This window comes from Amycolatopsis sp. TRM77291, from assembly GCF_054166285.1.
In genome coordinates this window covers 507,757-521,718 of the sequence record NZ_JBSZHF010000001.1, presented here as the reverse complement: position 1 = coordinate 521,718, position 13,962 = coordinate 507,757, and the positions used below count along the sequence as shown (strand labels likewise).

14 protein-coding genes are annotated in these 13,962 nt (G+C 69.8%); 9 read left to right on the top strand and 5 right to left on the bottom strand.

Annotation, left to right across the window (positions count from 1 at the left end; all coding sequences use genetic code 11):
• Window positions 1-6 precede the first annotated feature (6 nt).
• Window positions 7-1,443 carry a MocR-like pyridoxine biosynthesis transcription factor PdxR gene (pdxR, locus tag ACXIZN_RS02470; protein ID WP_457952321.1) on the top strand — a complete coding sequence of 479 codons (1,437 nt, stop codon included), beginning with the start codon at window positions 7-9 and terminating at the stop codon, window positions 1,441-1,443.
• On the opposite strand, the gene ACXIZN_RS02465 is transcribed toward pdxR, so the two are convergent.
• Window positions 1,433-2,152, bottom strand: coding sequence for an alpha/beta fold hydrolase (locus tag ACXIZN_RS02465; protein WP_457952320.1), 720 nt, complete (start codon window positions 2,150-2,152; stop codon window positions 1,433-1,435). The two genes, pdxR and ACXIZN_RS02465, sit on opposite strands and share 11 nt — an antisense overlap.
• Before the next feature lie 48 nt (window positions 2,153-2,200).
• On the opposite strand from ACXIZN_RS02465, the gene ACXIZN_RS02460 reads away from it, so the two are divergent.
• A complete protein-coding gene (locus ACXIZN_RS02460; protein ID WP_457952318.1) occupies window positions 2,201-3,451 on the top strand; it encodes a cytochrome P450 in 1,251 nt (416 codons plus the stop codon).
• A 52-nt stretch (window positions 3,452-3,503) separates the two neighbouring features.
• Here ACXIZN_RS02460 and ACXIZN_RS02455 read toward each other — a convergent pair whose 3' ends face one another.
• Window positions 3,504-4,961 carry an MFS transporter gene (locus ACXIZN_RS02455; protein WP_457952317.1) on the bottom strand — a complete coding sequence of 486 codons (1,458 nt, stop codon included), beginning with the start codon at window positions 4,959-4,961 and terminating at the stop codon, window positions 3,504-3,506.
• An 86-nt stretch (window positions 4,962-5,047) separates the two neighbouring features.
• Between ACXIZN_RS02455 and ACXIZN_RS02450 the strand changes: the two genes are divergently transcribed.
• The gene (locus tag ACXIZN_RS02450) at window positions 5,048-5,434 is read left to right on the top strand and encodes a MarR family winged helix-turn-helix transcriptional regulator (protein WP_219149891.1); all 387 of its coding nucleotides are present in this window, start codon (window positions 5,048-5,050) and stop codon (window positions 5,432-5,434) included.
• Between the two features lie 255 nt (window positions 5,435-5,689).
• Here ACXIZN_RS02450 and ACXIZN_RS02445 read toward each other — a convergent pair whose 3' ends face one another.
• Window positions 5,690-6,586, bottom strand: a complete 897-nt coding sequence (locus tag ACXIZN_RS02445; protein ID WP_457952316.1) for an LLM class flavin-dependent oxidoreductase — start codon at window positions 6,584-6,586, stop codon at window positions 5,690-5,692.
• A 108-nt stretch (window positions 6,587-6,694) separates the two neighbouring features.
• On the opposite strand from ACXIZN_RS02445, the gene ACXIZN_RS02440 reads away from it, so the two are divergent.
• The 5 genes from ACXIZN_RS02440 (at window position 6,695) to ACXIZN_RS02420 (ending at window position 10,433) form a co-directional block, all read left to right on the top strand.
• Window positions 6,695-7,123, top strand: a complete 429-nt coding sequence (locus tag ACXIZN_RS02440) for a hypothetical protein (protein ID WP_457952315.1) — start codon at window positions 6,695-6,697, stop codon at window positions 7,121-7,123.
• The gene (locus ACXIZN_RS02435; RefSeq protein ID WP_410653126.1) at window positions 7,117-7,338 is read left to right on the top strand and encodes a helix-turn-helix transcriptional regulator; all 222 of its coding nucleotides are present in this window, start codon (window positions 7,117-7,119) and stop codon (window positions 7,336-7,338) included. Before ACXIZN_RS02440 ends, ACXIZN_RS02435 begins: the two co-directional genes overlap by 7 nt.
• Window positions 7,339-7,345: 7 nt before the next feature.
• Window positions 7,346-8,308: an NAD(P)-dependent alcohol dehydrogenase gene (locus ACXIZN_RS02430; protein WP_457952314.1), complete on the top strand. Its 963-nt coding sequence runs from the start codon at window positions 7,346-7,348 to the stop codon at window positions 8,306-8,308.
• A gap of 83 nt (window positions 8,309-8,391) precedes the next feature.
• Window positions 8,392-9,927 carry an alkaline phosphatase D family protein gene (locus tag ACXIZN_RS02425; protein ID WP_457952313.1) on the top strand — a complete coding sequence of 512 codons (1,536 nt, stop codon included), beginning with the start codon at window positions 8,392-8,394 and terminating at the stop codon, window positions 9,925-9,927.
• A 164-nt stretch (window positions 9,928-10,091) separates the two neighbouring features.
• Window positions 10,092-10,433, top strand: a complete 342-nt coding sequence (locus ACXIZN_RS02420; protein ID WP_457952312.1) for a hypothetical protein — start codon at window positions 10,092-10,094, stop codon at window positions 10,431-10,433.
• Window positions 10,434-10,470: 37 nt separating this feature from the next.
• Here ACXIZN_RS02420 and ACXIZN_RS02415 read toward each other — a convergent pair whose 3' ends face one another.
• A complete protein-coding gene (locus ACXIZN_RS02415; protein WP_457952310.1) occupies window positions 10,471-11,334 on the bottom strand; it encodes an alpha/beta fold hydrolase in 864 nt (287 codons plus the stop codon).
• Window positions 11,335-11,362: 28 nt separating this feature from the next.
• The gene (locus ACXIZN_RS02410) at window positions 11,363-12,187 is read right to left on the bottom strand and encodes a GAF and ANTAR domain-containing protein (RefSeq protein WP_457952309.1); all 825 of its coding nucleotides are present in this window, start codon (window positions 12,185-12,187) and stop codon (window positions 11,363-11,365) included.
• Window positions 12,188-12,533: 346 nt separating this feature from the next.
• Between ACXIZN_RS02410 and ACXIZN_RS02405 the strand changes: the two genes are divergently transcribed.
• Window positions 12,534-13,961, top strand: coding sequence for a PP2C family protein-serine/threonine phosphatase (locus ACXIZN_RS02405; RefSeq protein ID WP_457952307.1), 1,428 nt, complete (start codon window positions 12,534-12,536; stop codon window positions 13,959-13,961).
• Window position 13,962 lies beyond the last annotated feature (1 nt).

Sequence of the window (13,962 nt, the reverse complement as noted above, 5' to 3'; positions counted from 1 at the left end):
GATCAGGTGACTGCCGAAGGTTCGGACTTCCTGCAGCTGGACATCGGGGACGCCCCGCCGGGGCGCCGGTCGGCCTGGCTGGCGTCGCGGTTGCGGCACGCCATCTCCGACGGCCGCCTGCCGGTCGGCAGCAGGCTGCCCGCGACCAGGGCGCTGGCCGCGGACCTGCGGGTCTCCCGCGGCGTGGTCACCGAGGCCTACCAGCGGCTGGTCGAGGACGGGCACGTCGCCGGACGCGGCCGCGCGGGCACGGTGGTCGTCGCGGCACCGGCGAGGACCAAGGAGCAGACGGCCTCCGGCCCGCCCGCCGCGGGCACGATCTTCCGGCCCGCGCCCGGGATCGGCGTCTTCGACTCGCTGCGGGCGACCCCGGCGAGGATCGACCTGTCCCCCGGCGTGCCGGATCTGACGGCGTTCCCGCGAACGGCCTGGCTACGTGCCGAACGCACGGTGCTCAACAGCCTCTCGGCGGCGGACTTCGGCTATGGCGACCCGCGGGGCGCGCCCGCGCTACGCCTCGCGATCGCGCACTGGATCGCCCGCACCCGCGGTATCACCGTCGACGCCGACGACGTGCTGATCGTCGCCGGTGTCGCGCAGGGCCTCGGCCTGCTGGCCCAGGTGCTGCTCGAGAACGGCGTCTCCGAGATCGCCGTCGAGGACCCGAGTTCGCTGGGCGCCCGTCAGCATCTGCACGACCGGCGGCTGGCGACGCCGCCGATCCGCGTCGACGAGGACGGGGTCGACGTCGGCGAGCTCGTGCGCAGTGGCGCGCCCGCCGTGCTGCTCACGCCCGCGCACCAGTTCCCGACCGGGGTCGTGCTCGGCGGGGAACGCCGTCGCGAGCTCATGCGCTGGGCCGCGGACGGCGGGCTGATCATCGAGGACGACTACGACGCCGAGCACCGCTACGACCGTCCGCCCGTTCCCGCGCTGCGCTCGATGCTCGCCGAGCAGGTCTGTTACGCGGGCAGCGTGTCGAAGTGGCTCGCGCCCGCGCTCCGGGTGGGCTGGATGCTGGTCCCGTCGCGGTACCGGGACGAGGTGGTCGCGGCCAAACGGTTCGCCGACCTTGGCAACGCCGTCCTCCCGCAGCTGGTGCTCGCGCATCTGATGGAGTCCGGCGAGATGGAGCGGCAGCTGCGGTTCGTGCGCAAACGGCATCGCCGCCGCCGGGACGCGATGATCGACGCGCTCCGGACACATCTCCCCGACGCCGTGGTGCACGGCGCCGCCGCGGGGCTGCACCTGACGATCACCTTCGACGCGGAGTTCTCCGACCTCGACTTCGCCGCCGCCGCGCTGGAGCAGGGTGTGAAGGTGCAGCCGCTGTCGTGGCACTGTCAGCGGCCGATGAATCCGGGTCTCGTCCTCGGCTACGGGGCGAGCCCGGCGAGTGACATCGCCGAGGGCATCGCCGTCCTCGGCAAGCTCAAGCGCTGAGCGCGGCCAGCACCGCGGCCGGGTTTTCGACGTGCGCGTTGTGGCCCAGTCCCGGGAGTTCGATGGCGGACGAGCTGAGCGCGCGAAGCTGCTCGGGGCGGCTCATGGGGTCGTTCTCGCCTGCCGCGAGGGTCACCGGGCAGCGCGCCGCGCCGAGCAGGCCGGGCATGTCGGGAGCGCCGACCGCGAAGGCGCGCGGGTCCAGGGCGAGCCGCCAGCCGCCTTCGGTTTCGACGATTCCGTCGGGGTCCGCTTCGGCCAATCCGGTCAATCCGGCGATCTTGAGGAAGCCGCATTCGGCGTCTTCGCGTGCCGGGAACACTCGAGGCGGTTTCGCCGCCATGGCGGCCGCCCGCGCGAGGTCGTCCTCGCTCCATTCGACCTTGACGCCGACCGCCAGCAGCCCGGCGACCTCCAGCCCGAACCAGCCGGAGGCCAGCGCGAGCCCCACGACACCACCGAGGGAATGGCCGACGACCAGCAACGGACCGCGTTCCGGGAGCGCGTCGGCGACCGCCGCGGCCAGTCCGCCGAACGAGTAGTGCGGCAACCGCGCCGATCCACCGTGACCGGGCAGATCCGGCGCCAGCCAGCGATAACCCGGCAGCGCCATGAGCCCGTCCCAGACCGCGCCCGTCGCGCCGAGGCCGTGCAGCAGGAGCACGGCGGGGCCTTCGGTTCCGGCGGTGCGCATCTTCAGCGTGTCCACCGGACGGATCTTTCCGCAGTCCCCCGCCCGCGGGCTAGGGTCGACGCCGTGATCACCGATCCGGACGTATACACCCGAGGCGTGCCGTACGAGCACCTCGCGGCGCTGCGCCGGGAGTCGCCGGTCGTACGCGTGGACGATTTCTGGGCCGTGCTGCGGCATTCGGACGTCAAGCACGTGCTGAAGAACCCGAAGCTGTTCTCGTCGCACCTCGGCGGGACGCAGATCCGGGATCCGGCGACCGAGCAGGACCTCGGTTACGTCCGCCGCATGATGCTCAACATGGATCCGCCCGAGCACGCCCGGTTGCGGGGCCTGCTCACCAAGGCGTTCACGCCGCGTGCGGTCGCCAGGCTGACCGAGCGGATCCAGGGCTGGGCGAGGGAGCTGATCGCCGGCGTCCGCGCGGACGGCGAGTGCGATTTCGCCGCGATCGCCGCGGATCTCCCGCTGCTGACGCTCGCCGAGGTCTTCGGGATCCCCGAGCGGGACCGGCGGCTGATGTACGACTGGAGCAATCGCGTGATCGGCTATCAGGACGCCGACTACGCGGTGAGCGCGACCGTCGACGCGGACGAGGTCACCGATCTCGCGCGGGCGGCGCTGGCGGTCCGGCCGGTTCCGGGGCCGGACGGGTCGATGCCCGATCCGCGCACTCGCGAGGGGATGCCGGATCTCTACGCGTACGCCACCGCGCTCGGCGAGTACAAACGCCGGAACCCCGGTGACGACGTGATGAGCAACCTGATGGGCCACGTCGAAGATGGCGGACGGGTGTCCATCGCGGAGTTCGAGAACCTGTTCTGGCTGTTTTCCGTGGCGGGCAACGAAACGCTGCGCAACGGCATCCCCGGCGGGATGCAGGCGCTGCTGTCGCATCCGGATCAGTACCGGCGGCTGCTCGCCGACCGTTCCCTGCTTCCCGGCGCGGTGGAAGAGATGCTGCGCTGGTGGACGCCGGTCATGCATTTCCGCCGGACCGCGACCGAGGACGTCGTTCTGTCCGATGTGGACATCCGCGCGGGCGAAAAGGTGGTCGTCTGGTTCTCCGCCGCGAACCGCGACGAGACCGTTTTCGAGGATCCGGACCGCTTCGACATCGGCCGCGCTCCCAACGATCACCTGACCTTCGGGCACGGCCCGCATTTCTGCCTCGGCGCCCAGCTCGCCAGGGTGCAGCTGCGCGCGATGTTCGAAGCGGTCCTGGACCAGCTCGGCGAGGTCGAACCCGCCGGCGCTCCGGTGCGGTTGCGGTCGAACTTCCAGAACGGGCTGAAATCGCTGCCGATCCGCTGGTAGCGAAGAGCCCCTTCCCGCCCCCGAGCGCGGGAAGGGGCCCATCACCCCCTGGTCATTCGGCCGCGGCGAACTCCGGTTCGGCGACGGTGGAGCGGGCTTCGGCCTTGCGCAGGCCGACGATTCCGGACAGTGCCACCAGGACACTGATCACGGCGATACCGGTGACCACGGTGAGCGCGGGCGCCAGACCGTTCAGCAGCGCGGCCGAGCCGGTGGCGCCGCCGGAGTTCCCGGTCAGGACCGCGGTCACGATGGCGAGCCCGATCGCGCCGCCGACCTGGATCGACGTGTTCAGCAGCCCGCCGGCGAGCCCCTGCTCGTCGTCGGAGATGCCGTTGGTCGCCTGGATGTTCAGCGAGGAGAACGCCAGCATGAAGCCGATGCCCAGCAGGATCATGCTCGGCAGCACCGAGCCTGCGTAGCTGGAGCTCTCGTCGATCCGCAGGAACAGCGCGTATCCGATGACGTGGGCGACGACACCGGCGAGGATCGTGCGCGGGGTGCCGAGCCGGTCGATCAGCGGCTCGATCCTCGGCGACCCGAAGGCCACGATCAGCGCGGCGGGCAGGAACCCGAGCGCGGTCTGCAACGCGGACCAGCCCAGCACGTTCTGCAGGTACAGCATGACGACGAACTGGAAACCGATGTAGGCGCCGAAGAACGTCGCGCCACCGAGGTTGGCGCGGGCCAGCGGGCCGGAGCGCAGGATGCCGAGCCGGAGCAGCGGGTGCTTGCTGCGCTTCTCGATGAACACGAAGGTGACGAGCAGGGCGAGCGCGAGGGCGAACGAGATCAGCGTCCGCGGCGCGGCCCAGCCGATCTCAGGTGCCTCGACCACGGCGAAGACCAGCAGGAGCGAACCGGCCGCACCGGTGATCGCGCCCGGGAAGTCGTAGCCGCCACCGGTCTGCGGCGAGTAGGACGGGATCAGCTTGATCGCGGCGGCCAGCGCGGCGAGCGCGATCGGCACCGGCAGCAGGAACGTCCAGCGCCAGCCCACCTCGGTGAGCAGCCCGGAGAAGACGAGGCCCGCGGAGTAACCGCTGGCACCGAAGACGGCGAAGATGCTGATCGCCCGGTTGCGGGCGGGGCCTTCGTGGAAGGTCGTGGTGATGATGGACAACGCGGCCGGCGCGGTGAACGCGGCGGCGAGACCCTTGATGAAGCGGGTGGCGATCAGCAGCGCGCCGTCGTCGACGAGGCCGCCGAGCAGGGAAGCGAGCGCGAAGACCGCGACGGCGACGAGGAAGACCCGGCGCCTGCCGAGCAGGTCGGCGGTGCGCCCGCCGAGGAGCAGCAGGCCGCCGTAGCCGAGCACGTAGGCGCTGATGATCCATTGCAGGGCACCGGTGGAGAGGCCGAGTTCGGCCTGGATGGACGGGAGGGCGACGGCGACCATCGACACGTCGAGCGCGTCGAGGCCCACGACGACGGACACAGTGAGCAGGACACCCCAGAGGCGCGCGTCCCACCTTGTCGAGCTGGTGGACAGCTGCACGGAAGAACTCATGATCCGTACAGTACATGCACACGCATCTAATGCAAGTGCATTTAATGACTTTGCATAAAATTCACGTGCATGCTATCTTGGGCCGCGTGAGCGACGTCGCCGAACAAGACCTGCTGCGGGAGTGGCACGAACTGTCCGCCCGGCACGCGGCGGTCTTCGGGCGGCTCGAGTGCCGCCTTCAGGAGCGCCACGGCCTCGGCGTCACCGAGTTCGAAGCCCTGGAACGACTGGTGAACTGTGTGGTCGGCAAATGCCGCGCGGCCGACCTGACCGAGGTCGTGCACCTGAGCCAGAGCGCCACCTCACGACTCGTCGCCCGCCTCGAGCGCGAAGGGCTCGTCCAGCGCGCGCTCTGCGAGTCGGACCGGCGCGGGATCTTCGTCGTCGTGACCGACGAGGGGCGCCGCCGCTACGAAGAGGCGAAGCCGACGCACCGGGCGACCCTCGAAGAGACCCTCACCGTCGGCGCCTGACCTCACGCCCAGCCTCGGCGGGTGTCGCGAAAGCCACTTTCGGGACATCAGACGTCCCCAAAGTGGCTTTCGCGACACGGAACCAAGGCCTCGTGAGTGGCTAGGACGATTCCANGATCGCCGGGGCTCAAGGCCCGGGCGGCACGGCCCGTGTCGTCGGCGGGTGTCGCGAAAGCCACTTTCGGGACATCAGACGTCCCCAAAGTGGCTTTCGCGACACGGAACCAGCCCGCGGAACGCGCGTGTCACCGGCGGTCAGCCCTTGGCCAGCTCCTCACGGATCGCCGGGACGACCTCGTTCCCCCAGCGGCCGAGCGCGCTGTCGGTAGTGGTCCCGTCTTCGACCGGGAAGTAGATGAACCCCGCGGCGCCGTGGTCGCGCACCGCCGTGACCAGTTCCTCGACCCACTGCTCCGGCGAACCACCGACCCACCGCCCCTCGTCGTCACGCGGCGACGCCGTGGGCTTTTCCGTTATGCGGCCGGGGAAGTTGTAGATGGTGGCGACCTCGCCAGGGTCACGGCCGGCGTCGACGGCGGCCTGGTCGATCACCGGACGGGATTCGGCGAACCGCGGGCTGAGCCAGTCCGCGGCATGCCCCGGGATCCAGCCGTCCGCGAGTTTTCCGGTCACCGCGAGGGATTTGGGCCCGACGGCGCCCGTCCAGACGGGAGGCGCGGGCGCGGCCGCCGGCACCAGCCCGTCGACGGAGTAGAACTCCCCCTCGAAGGTCACCGGTGCCCCGCCGCCGGAAAGCGCCTTGATCAGGGTGATCGCCTCGCCCATCGCCCGGACCGCCTCGGCGGGCGTCCGGTGCGCGACACCGAGTTTGGCGATCTCACGCCACAGCCCGCCCGCGCCGATGCCGAGCGCGACCCGGCCACCCGAGAGCGCCGAGAGTGACGTGATCGTCCTCGCCAGCATCGGCGCGGGACGGCTCGGCAGGTTGGTCACGTTGACCGCGGCCGTGACCCGCGACGTCCGGCCGAGGATCACGCCCAGCGCCGCGTAGGCGTCGAGCCGGTCGGCGAAGTACGGATGGTCGGACAGGCTGACCAGGTCGAGTCCCGCGCGGTCGGCCTGTTCGGCGTGCCGCAGGAGGTCTTCCACCTCGCCGACGCCGGTTTCGAGCCCGAAGCCGAAAAGTGTCATCACCACTCCTCAAGTTCGCAGTACGCACTATTTGTATCACGAACTACTTGCCGGTGTCTAAGTAAAGAATATTTGACATGATGTCTAGAACTCTTTACCTTGGGCTTCGTGGCGATGGAAGAAAAACGCGCGTGGATCATGGTGGTGGTCACGGTCTTCGGCTATGCCGCGTACCTGATCGTCGTCCTCCGCCGGGCGGGCTCCGGCCCGCTCGCCGACATCCCTTACGTGGCACCGTTGTTGTGGACGATCGGCGCGGCCATCGTGGCTTCGATCGTCTTGAACATCACCGCCGCGATCACCTCGCCACGTGACGCGGGCCGCAAGGACCAGCGCGACCGCGAGATCGGCCGGTTCGGCGAGTACATCGGACAGTCGTTCGTCGTGATCGGCGGTGTCGCGGCACTCGTCATGGCGATGGCGGAGCTGGACCACTTCTGGATCGCCAACACCGTGTACCTCGCCTTCGTCCTGTCCTCCCTGCTCGGCTCGATCGCGAAGATCGCCGCCTACCGCTGGGGATTCCAGGCATGGTGAAGCCGACCAAGGTCACGAACTCCATCCGCGCACTGCGGTTCGCGAAGGGTGAGATGACCCAGGCCGAACTCGCGGACCGGATCGGCGCCACCCGCCAGACGGTGATCGCCATCGAACAGGGCCGCTACTCGCCGTCCCTGGAGACGGCCTTCCGGATCGCCAGGGTGTTCGGCGTCGCGCTCGACGACGTTTTCCAGTACCCAGACCAGGAATGAGGCCGCCGTGAAGGCGATCGCCCAGAAAGAGTACGGCTCCACCGACGTCCTGACCCTGACCGACCTGCCCGAACCCGAAGCCGGACCGGGCGGGGTGGTCGTCCGGATCCGGGCGGCCGCGGTCGATCCCGGAGTCTGGCACCTCATGGAGGGCACGCCGTATTTGGTGCGCTTGATGGGTTTCGGCGTGCGGAGACCGAAGGCCCGGGTCCGCGGGCTGGACTTCGCGGGCGTGGTGCACGCCGTCGGCGACGACGTGACCCGGTTCCGGCCGGGCGACGAGGTTTTCGGTACCTGCCAAGGTTCCTTCGCCGAGTACGCACTGACCACAGTGGACAAGATCGCCCGGAAGCCCGAGCGGCTCGGCTTCGACGAAGCGGCGGCTGTGCCCATCTCCGCGTTCACCGCGCTCCAAGCGCTTCGGGACAGAGGCCGGGTCGCGCCCCGGCAGAAGGTCCTGGTCATCGGCGCCGGCGGTGGCGTCGGCACTTTCGCGGTGCAGATCGCCAAGGCGTTCGGCGCCGAGGTCGACGGTGTGTGCGGCACGGGCAAGGTCGACCTCGTCCGCTCACTCGGCGCGAGCCGCGTTTTCGACTACACCCGTGAGGAGTTCGGTGGCGGCTACGACCTCATCCTCGACACCGCGGGCAACCGGTCGCTGGCCTCGCTGCGGAAGGCCCTCACTCCGCAAGGCACCCTCGTCCTCGTCGGCGGCGAGAGCGACGGAAAGTGGATCGGCGCGGTGGGGCGCAATGTGCGGGCGCTGCTCCTCGGACCGTTCGTGAAGCAGAAGCTGCGCGGCCTGTTCTCCACCGAGGACCAGGACGATCTCCAGACGCTGCGGGCGCTCGCCGAAGCGGGGAAACTGACGCCGGTCATCGACCGGGCCTACTCGCTGGCCGACGTGCCCGAAGCCATCCGCTACGTCCGTGAAGGCCACGCACGCGGCAAGGTCGTCATCACCGTCTGATGTTCTCCCCCGCTTCGGGCTCCGGCCATCTTGGCAGTGTTCGGTGTCGGAGAGCGATCCGCCGACTGCCGAGGAGACCACCGATGTCCGTCAACCGCCGGGACCTGTTGCGAGGCGCCGCCACCGCCGGTGCGCTGGGGCTGGCCTGGCCGTTGAGTTCGCGGATGACGGTCGCGCAGGCGGAGGAGGCCGCGGCGGCGCTGGGCGCGACCTGGGACGAAGCGCCGTTCACCCTCGGGGTCGCGTCCGGCGACCCCGTCCCGTACGGCGTCGCGCTCTGGACCAGGCTCGCGCCGAAGCCGATGGAGTTCGAGCAGCCGCTGGACGACACCGTCGAGGTCGCCTGGGAGGTCGCCACCGACCGCGGGTTCCGCCGCCGCGTGGCACACGGGACGACGGCCGCCACCGCCGGGCTCGGGCACAGCGTGCACGTCCCGGTGTCCGGGCTGGAGCCGGGCGCTCAGTACTACTACCGCTTCCACGCGCTCGGCAAGGTCAGCCGGATCGGCCGCACCCGGACCGCGCCGGTCGGACCGGTGCGGCGGGTGCGGTTCGCCTCGGCGAACTGCCAGGCCTTCCACGACGGGTTCTACGCGGCGCACGCCGGGATCGCGCGGGAAGAGCTGGACTTCGTCGTCCACCTGGGTGACTACGTCTACGAGCACGGTCAGGTCGGCGGGAATCCGCTGCGCGACCACGAAGGCCCCGAGGTGCTGACCCTGCCGGCGTACCGGCGGCGGCACGCGCTCTACAAATCCGACCCCTCGCTGCGGGACGCCCACGCCGCCCACCCCTGGTTCATCACCTGGGACGATCACGAGGTCGTCAACGACTACAGCGGCACCACCCCGTCCTTGCGGGCGCGGCGCTCGGCGGCGTACCAGGCCTGGTTCGAGCACATGCCGGTGCGCCCCGACCACCCCTCGACGCCGAGGATCCACCGGCAGCGGCGCTGGGGAGACCTCCTCGATCTGTCCATTCTGGATCTCCGGCAGTACCGGTCGGCGCAGAACCTGCCCGACGGCACGATCCTCGGCGCGGACCAGAAGGCGTGGCTCAAGGACCAGGTGACCGGCGCGGGCGAGGCGTGGCACTGCTGGGTGAACTCGATCATGCTGAGCCAGCTCGCGAAGCCCGGCGGCGGCTACATGTTCACGGACCAATGGGACGGTTTCCTCGCCGAGCGCAAGGAAGTGCTGACCCACGTGGCCCAGAGCGGCCTCGAAGACCTCGTGGTGATCACCGGCGACTGGCATTCCGCGTTCGTCGACGACATCCGCCCGGACTTCGCGGATCCGTCCACCCCGGTGATCGGCACGGAGTTCACCGCGCATTCGGTCAGCTCCGGCGCCTACTCCCCCGAATGGAACGCCACGAACGGACCGAAGATGGGCGCGGCCAACCCGCATCTCAAGTACTTCGAGGGCAACCGGTACGGGTACGACGTCTACGAGGTCACCCCGCGCCGCTGGAGCACGCATATGCGGGTGATCGGCGACCGGCGCGACCCGCGCTCCCCGGTGAGCACCCTGACGACGTTCCACGTCGACCGCGGCAGGCCCGGGTCGTACGAAGACCGGTCCACCATCACGTCTCCGGCGCAGTACCGGCGACGCTAGGCCAAAAGGGGAGCCGGGAACTCAGAAGAGGGGCGAACGACGCTCTTTCGGAGCAGCGCGGTTCACCGCACGCGTTCTCGTTTCACCTGCCCGATGAATTCACGACAATTCTTCCGTGCGGCTAACCTTGGCATTCCATTGGGAACGAGCCGCGGGAGAATTCGATGAAGAAGAAAATCGCCGCTTTAGTCATGGCCGCCTTTTCGGCGGCCGTATTCCTGGCCGCCACGCCGGCCTCCGCGGCGACCGAAGGCAGGTTCCCACCCTACGGATGCAACGGCGATCGCTACGGAATCCTCTTCGGCGAGGGCATTTCCCTGACCTGCTTCTCGCTGCCGAGACACTCGGAGACCTACCGGGTGGTCGCCCACTGCGCGTCCGGATCCTCCTATTGGTACACCGTCGGGCATTGGGTCCCGATCGGTTTCGGCCCGTCGACGGCGGAATGTCACGGTGCCCTGCTTTCGAGCGCGTACGTCGCCGGATATCACGTAGACGAATTCTGATATCCGAATGACTCGATGTCGATCTTGACGGCGCGGTTCAGCGTCCGCTCCCGGCAGGTCCCCACCGGCCCACTTCCGCGGTGAGCCACCGATGCAGGGAGAAAGCCAGTTCGACCGGCGCGTCGTACTGGATCAGATGCCCGGCCTCGGGAATGACGTCCAGGAGGGCACCGGGAATCGCGGCGGCGAGCTGCTCGGCCCGGTCCACGGGGATCCACGTGTCGTCCGCGCCCCAGATCACCTTCACCGGCAGCGCCAGTTCCGGATAACGGTCCTGGATCTCGTCGGTGTACCGGACGTCGGCCTCGGCGATCTGCCGGTAGAAGGCGCGTTGACCGTCCGCGTCCAGCCAAGGCCCGGTCAGCGTGGCCAGCTGCGCGCCGGTGAGACCACGATGGGAGGCCGTCCCGATGTAGGACTCCAGCGCTCCTCGGTGCACCACCGGGGGCTGTGCCTGGAAGACCTCGGCGTTCTCCGCGACGAGCCGGAAGAATTCCGAACCCCACGGCCGCAGCGCGACGACGTCCACCAGGGCGAGCGAGGCGTATTCCGCGCCGTGCAGCAGCTTCGCGCGCAGGGAAACGACCCCGCCGTAGTCGTGGGCGATCACGTGCGGGGCGGTCAACCCCCAATGCGCGAGCAGATCGGCGAAAAGATCGCCCTGCATCCCGAGATCGACGGCGTGGCCGGGATCCTTCGACGAACGGCCGTACCCCGGCATGTCCCAGACGTGGACGGCGAATTCCGCGCTGAGCGCTCGCGCGAAAGGCGCCCACAGCTGCGCCGACCACGGTGTCCCGTGACACAGCACCACCGGGGCGCCTTCGCCGAGGCGTTCCCACGCCACCGAACGGCCACGCCATTCGAACGTCCGCGACAACTCCAGCTCGCCGAAACCCATGACCGCGATCGTAGTGGCGGCCGCCCGCTCAGTCCGGCAGTTGCAGTTCCGTATGCCGTTTGGACAGCATCTCCGCCAGCTCGCGGAGTTTGACGTTCATGTTCTGCGACGTGTGCCGCAGCACCTCGAACGCCTCCGCGGCGTCGATCCCGCGCCGCGCCATCAGGATGCCCTTGGCCTGCCCGATCGCGTCACGGCTGTCGAGCGCCTGCTGGAGCTGCTCCTCCTGGAGCTGGCCTCGCGTGACCGCGTGTGTCGTCGCCAAGGCCAGTGACGCGTGCGTCGCCAGAAGCAGCAGCACGTCGCGGTCGGCCTTGGCGATGCCGTGCGGGCTCCGCGAATAGACGTTCAGCGCGCCGGAAAGCTGCGAACTCGACGCTTCCGGCAGGAGGGCCGTCGAGACCAGCGAGTGGAACCCGAGCGCCGCCGCGGCGGGACCGAAGCGCGGCCACCGGGCGTCTTCCGCCAGATTGTCGCTGAACGCCGCCGCCGGCCCCGAAACCCGCGCCGCTTCGACGCAAGCACCCTCGCCGTACTGGTACTGCAGCTGATCCAGTTCACCGGCGATCTCATCGGTCCGCACCGGCGTGTGGAAGCCGCCGTCGGGATCGAGGAGGGTGACACTGACCAGATCCGCGCCCGGCACCAGGTCACGCGTTGCGAAGACCACCCGTTCGAGCACCGCCGCGATCGAGCCGGAATCCAGCAACGCCCTGGTCAGGGCTACGAACTGAGTGACAAGTGGCCCGGCGATGAGCCGGGCGCCGCTTTCGGAGGTCACCGGCAGGTCGCCGTCGCCGACATCCTCGACGAATCGGTTCTTGTCCTGCTGCCAGTCGAATTCATCGGCCAAAGCCCGCCTCTCCCACTTCTGCACATCGGCGTGATGCACCACGGGAGTCACCGGCGGGAACCGGCGCCGAGCGCGCACCATCAACCGCCGCAACCAACCCGGTTACCGGCGGATCGGCGCTAACTTCTCAACGCTCAGAACCGCTTTCGGAAACCGACCTTAGCCGAATGCGATCACCCGGCCTACCGCGACCCACGTTCGGCGCGCGCCGGTTCGCGTCTTCCGGCCACAGCGGCGATACCCGGTTCGGCCACCTGGCGTATTCCGCGCCGGGACGGCTCATGTTTCACCTGGCGGCGCGGTGGTACCCGGGCCAGTGTCGCCGAGAACCCCGGGGGTGATCACTGTGTCCTCGCTCCAGGCCGCGGAGCAGCGACGGATCATCGCCGAATGCTTCGCGCGCACAGGCCTCACCTTGGAGCAACTGTGGCTGAGGTATTTCGCGCTGGGCGGCGATGTCAGCGAAGCCGACTTGTCGGCCTACCTGCAGGGCGTGCTCCACCTGTCCAGAATCCAGCGCGACATGGTGGCCCACGCGCTCAACGAGCGGCTCGACGAGCTTTCCGGCGCGCGGCGGGCACCGTACAGCCGCGACGCCGGGGACGACAGCCGCCCCCGCGGTCTCCTGGCCGCGCTGGTGGGACTTCTCGACGGCGCCCAGCGGGTCTCTCCAGAGCGGCTGCCCGCGATCGTCGCCGCCGCGGGCCGGTCGCTCGACCTGGAGCTGACGGTCTATCTCGCCGACTACGAGCAGCGGCAGCTCCACCCCCTCCCCGCCGAGTCCGCGCCCGCCCGGGTGCCGCTGCCCATCGAGGCCAGCACCGCCGGACGGGCCTACCGGCACGCCGGCACCGTGCTGACCGAGGAGCCGGGTGGGCCGCGGCTGTGGACCCCGCTCCTGGACGGCGACGAGCGGATGGGCGTGCTCGAGATCGGCGCCCTCCAGGGCACCGACCTCCACGACCCCGCGCTGCGCACCCAGTGCGAGTGGCTCGCGTCGCTGTCCGGCCACCTCATCGCCGCCGCGATGCGCTACGGCGACGGCCTCGACACGACCCGGCGCCGGAGGTGGCGCGGTCCCACCGCCGAACTGCTCTGGCAGAACCTGCCGCCGTTGACGGCGGCGACGGGCGACTTCGTGGTGGCGGGCGGCGTCGAGCCCGCCTACGACGTTCGCGGAGTGTCCTTCGACTACGCCCTTTCCGAAACGACGGCGTGGCTGGCGATCTTCGACGCGGGCCGGGACACCGGGTCCGCGGGTCTGGCGGTCTCGACGGCGCTCGCGGCCTATCGATCGGCCCGTCGCGAAGGCCAGGACCTGCGCGGCCAGGAGAGCACCGTCGACAAAGCACTTTCGGCGCAGTTCCGTGACGGCACCACCGTCCGCGGCACGCTGACCGAATTGGACCTCACCCGAGGCACCCTGCGCCATCTCGAAGCGGGCGGCGAACCACCGCTCGTGTTCGGCACCGGGCACGGGCCGGCCACAGTGGACAGTGCACGGCGACCACCGTTCGGCGACGGCGGCCCCGGGCACATCACGACCGCTCGCCTCCGTCCCGGAGACCTCCTCGTCCTGCACACCGAAGGCCTCACGGGAGCGGGCGCCGCCGACCGCGAGAGGTTCGCGCTCGCCGACAGCCTGGCCGCCGGTGCCGGGCACGTACCGCCGGAAATCGTCCGCCGCGTGCTCGACGCGGCGAAGTCCCACTACGGCAGCGGTTTCACGGGCGACGCCGGACTGCTGATCGCGTGCTGGCCGGGAACGCGGTGAA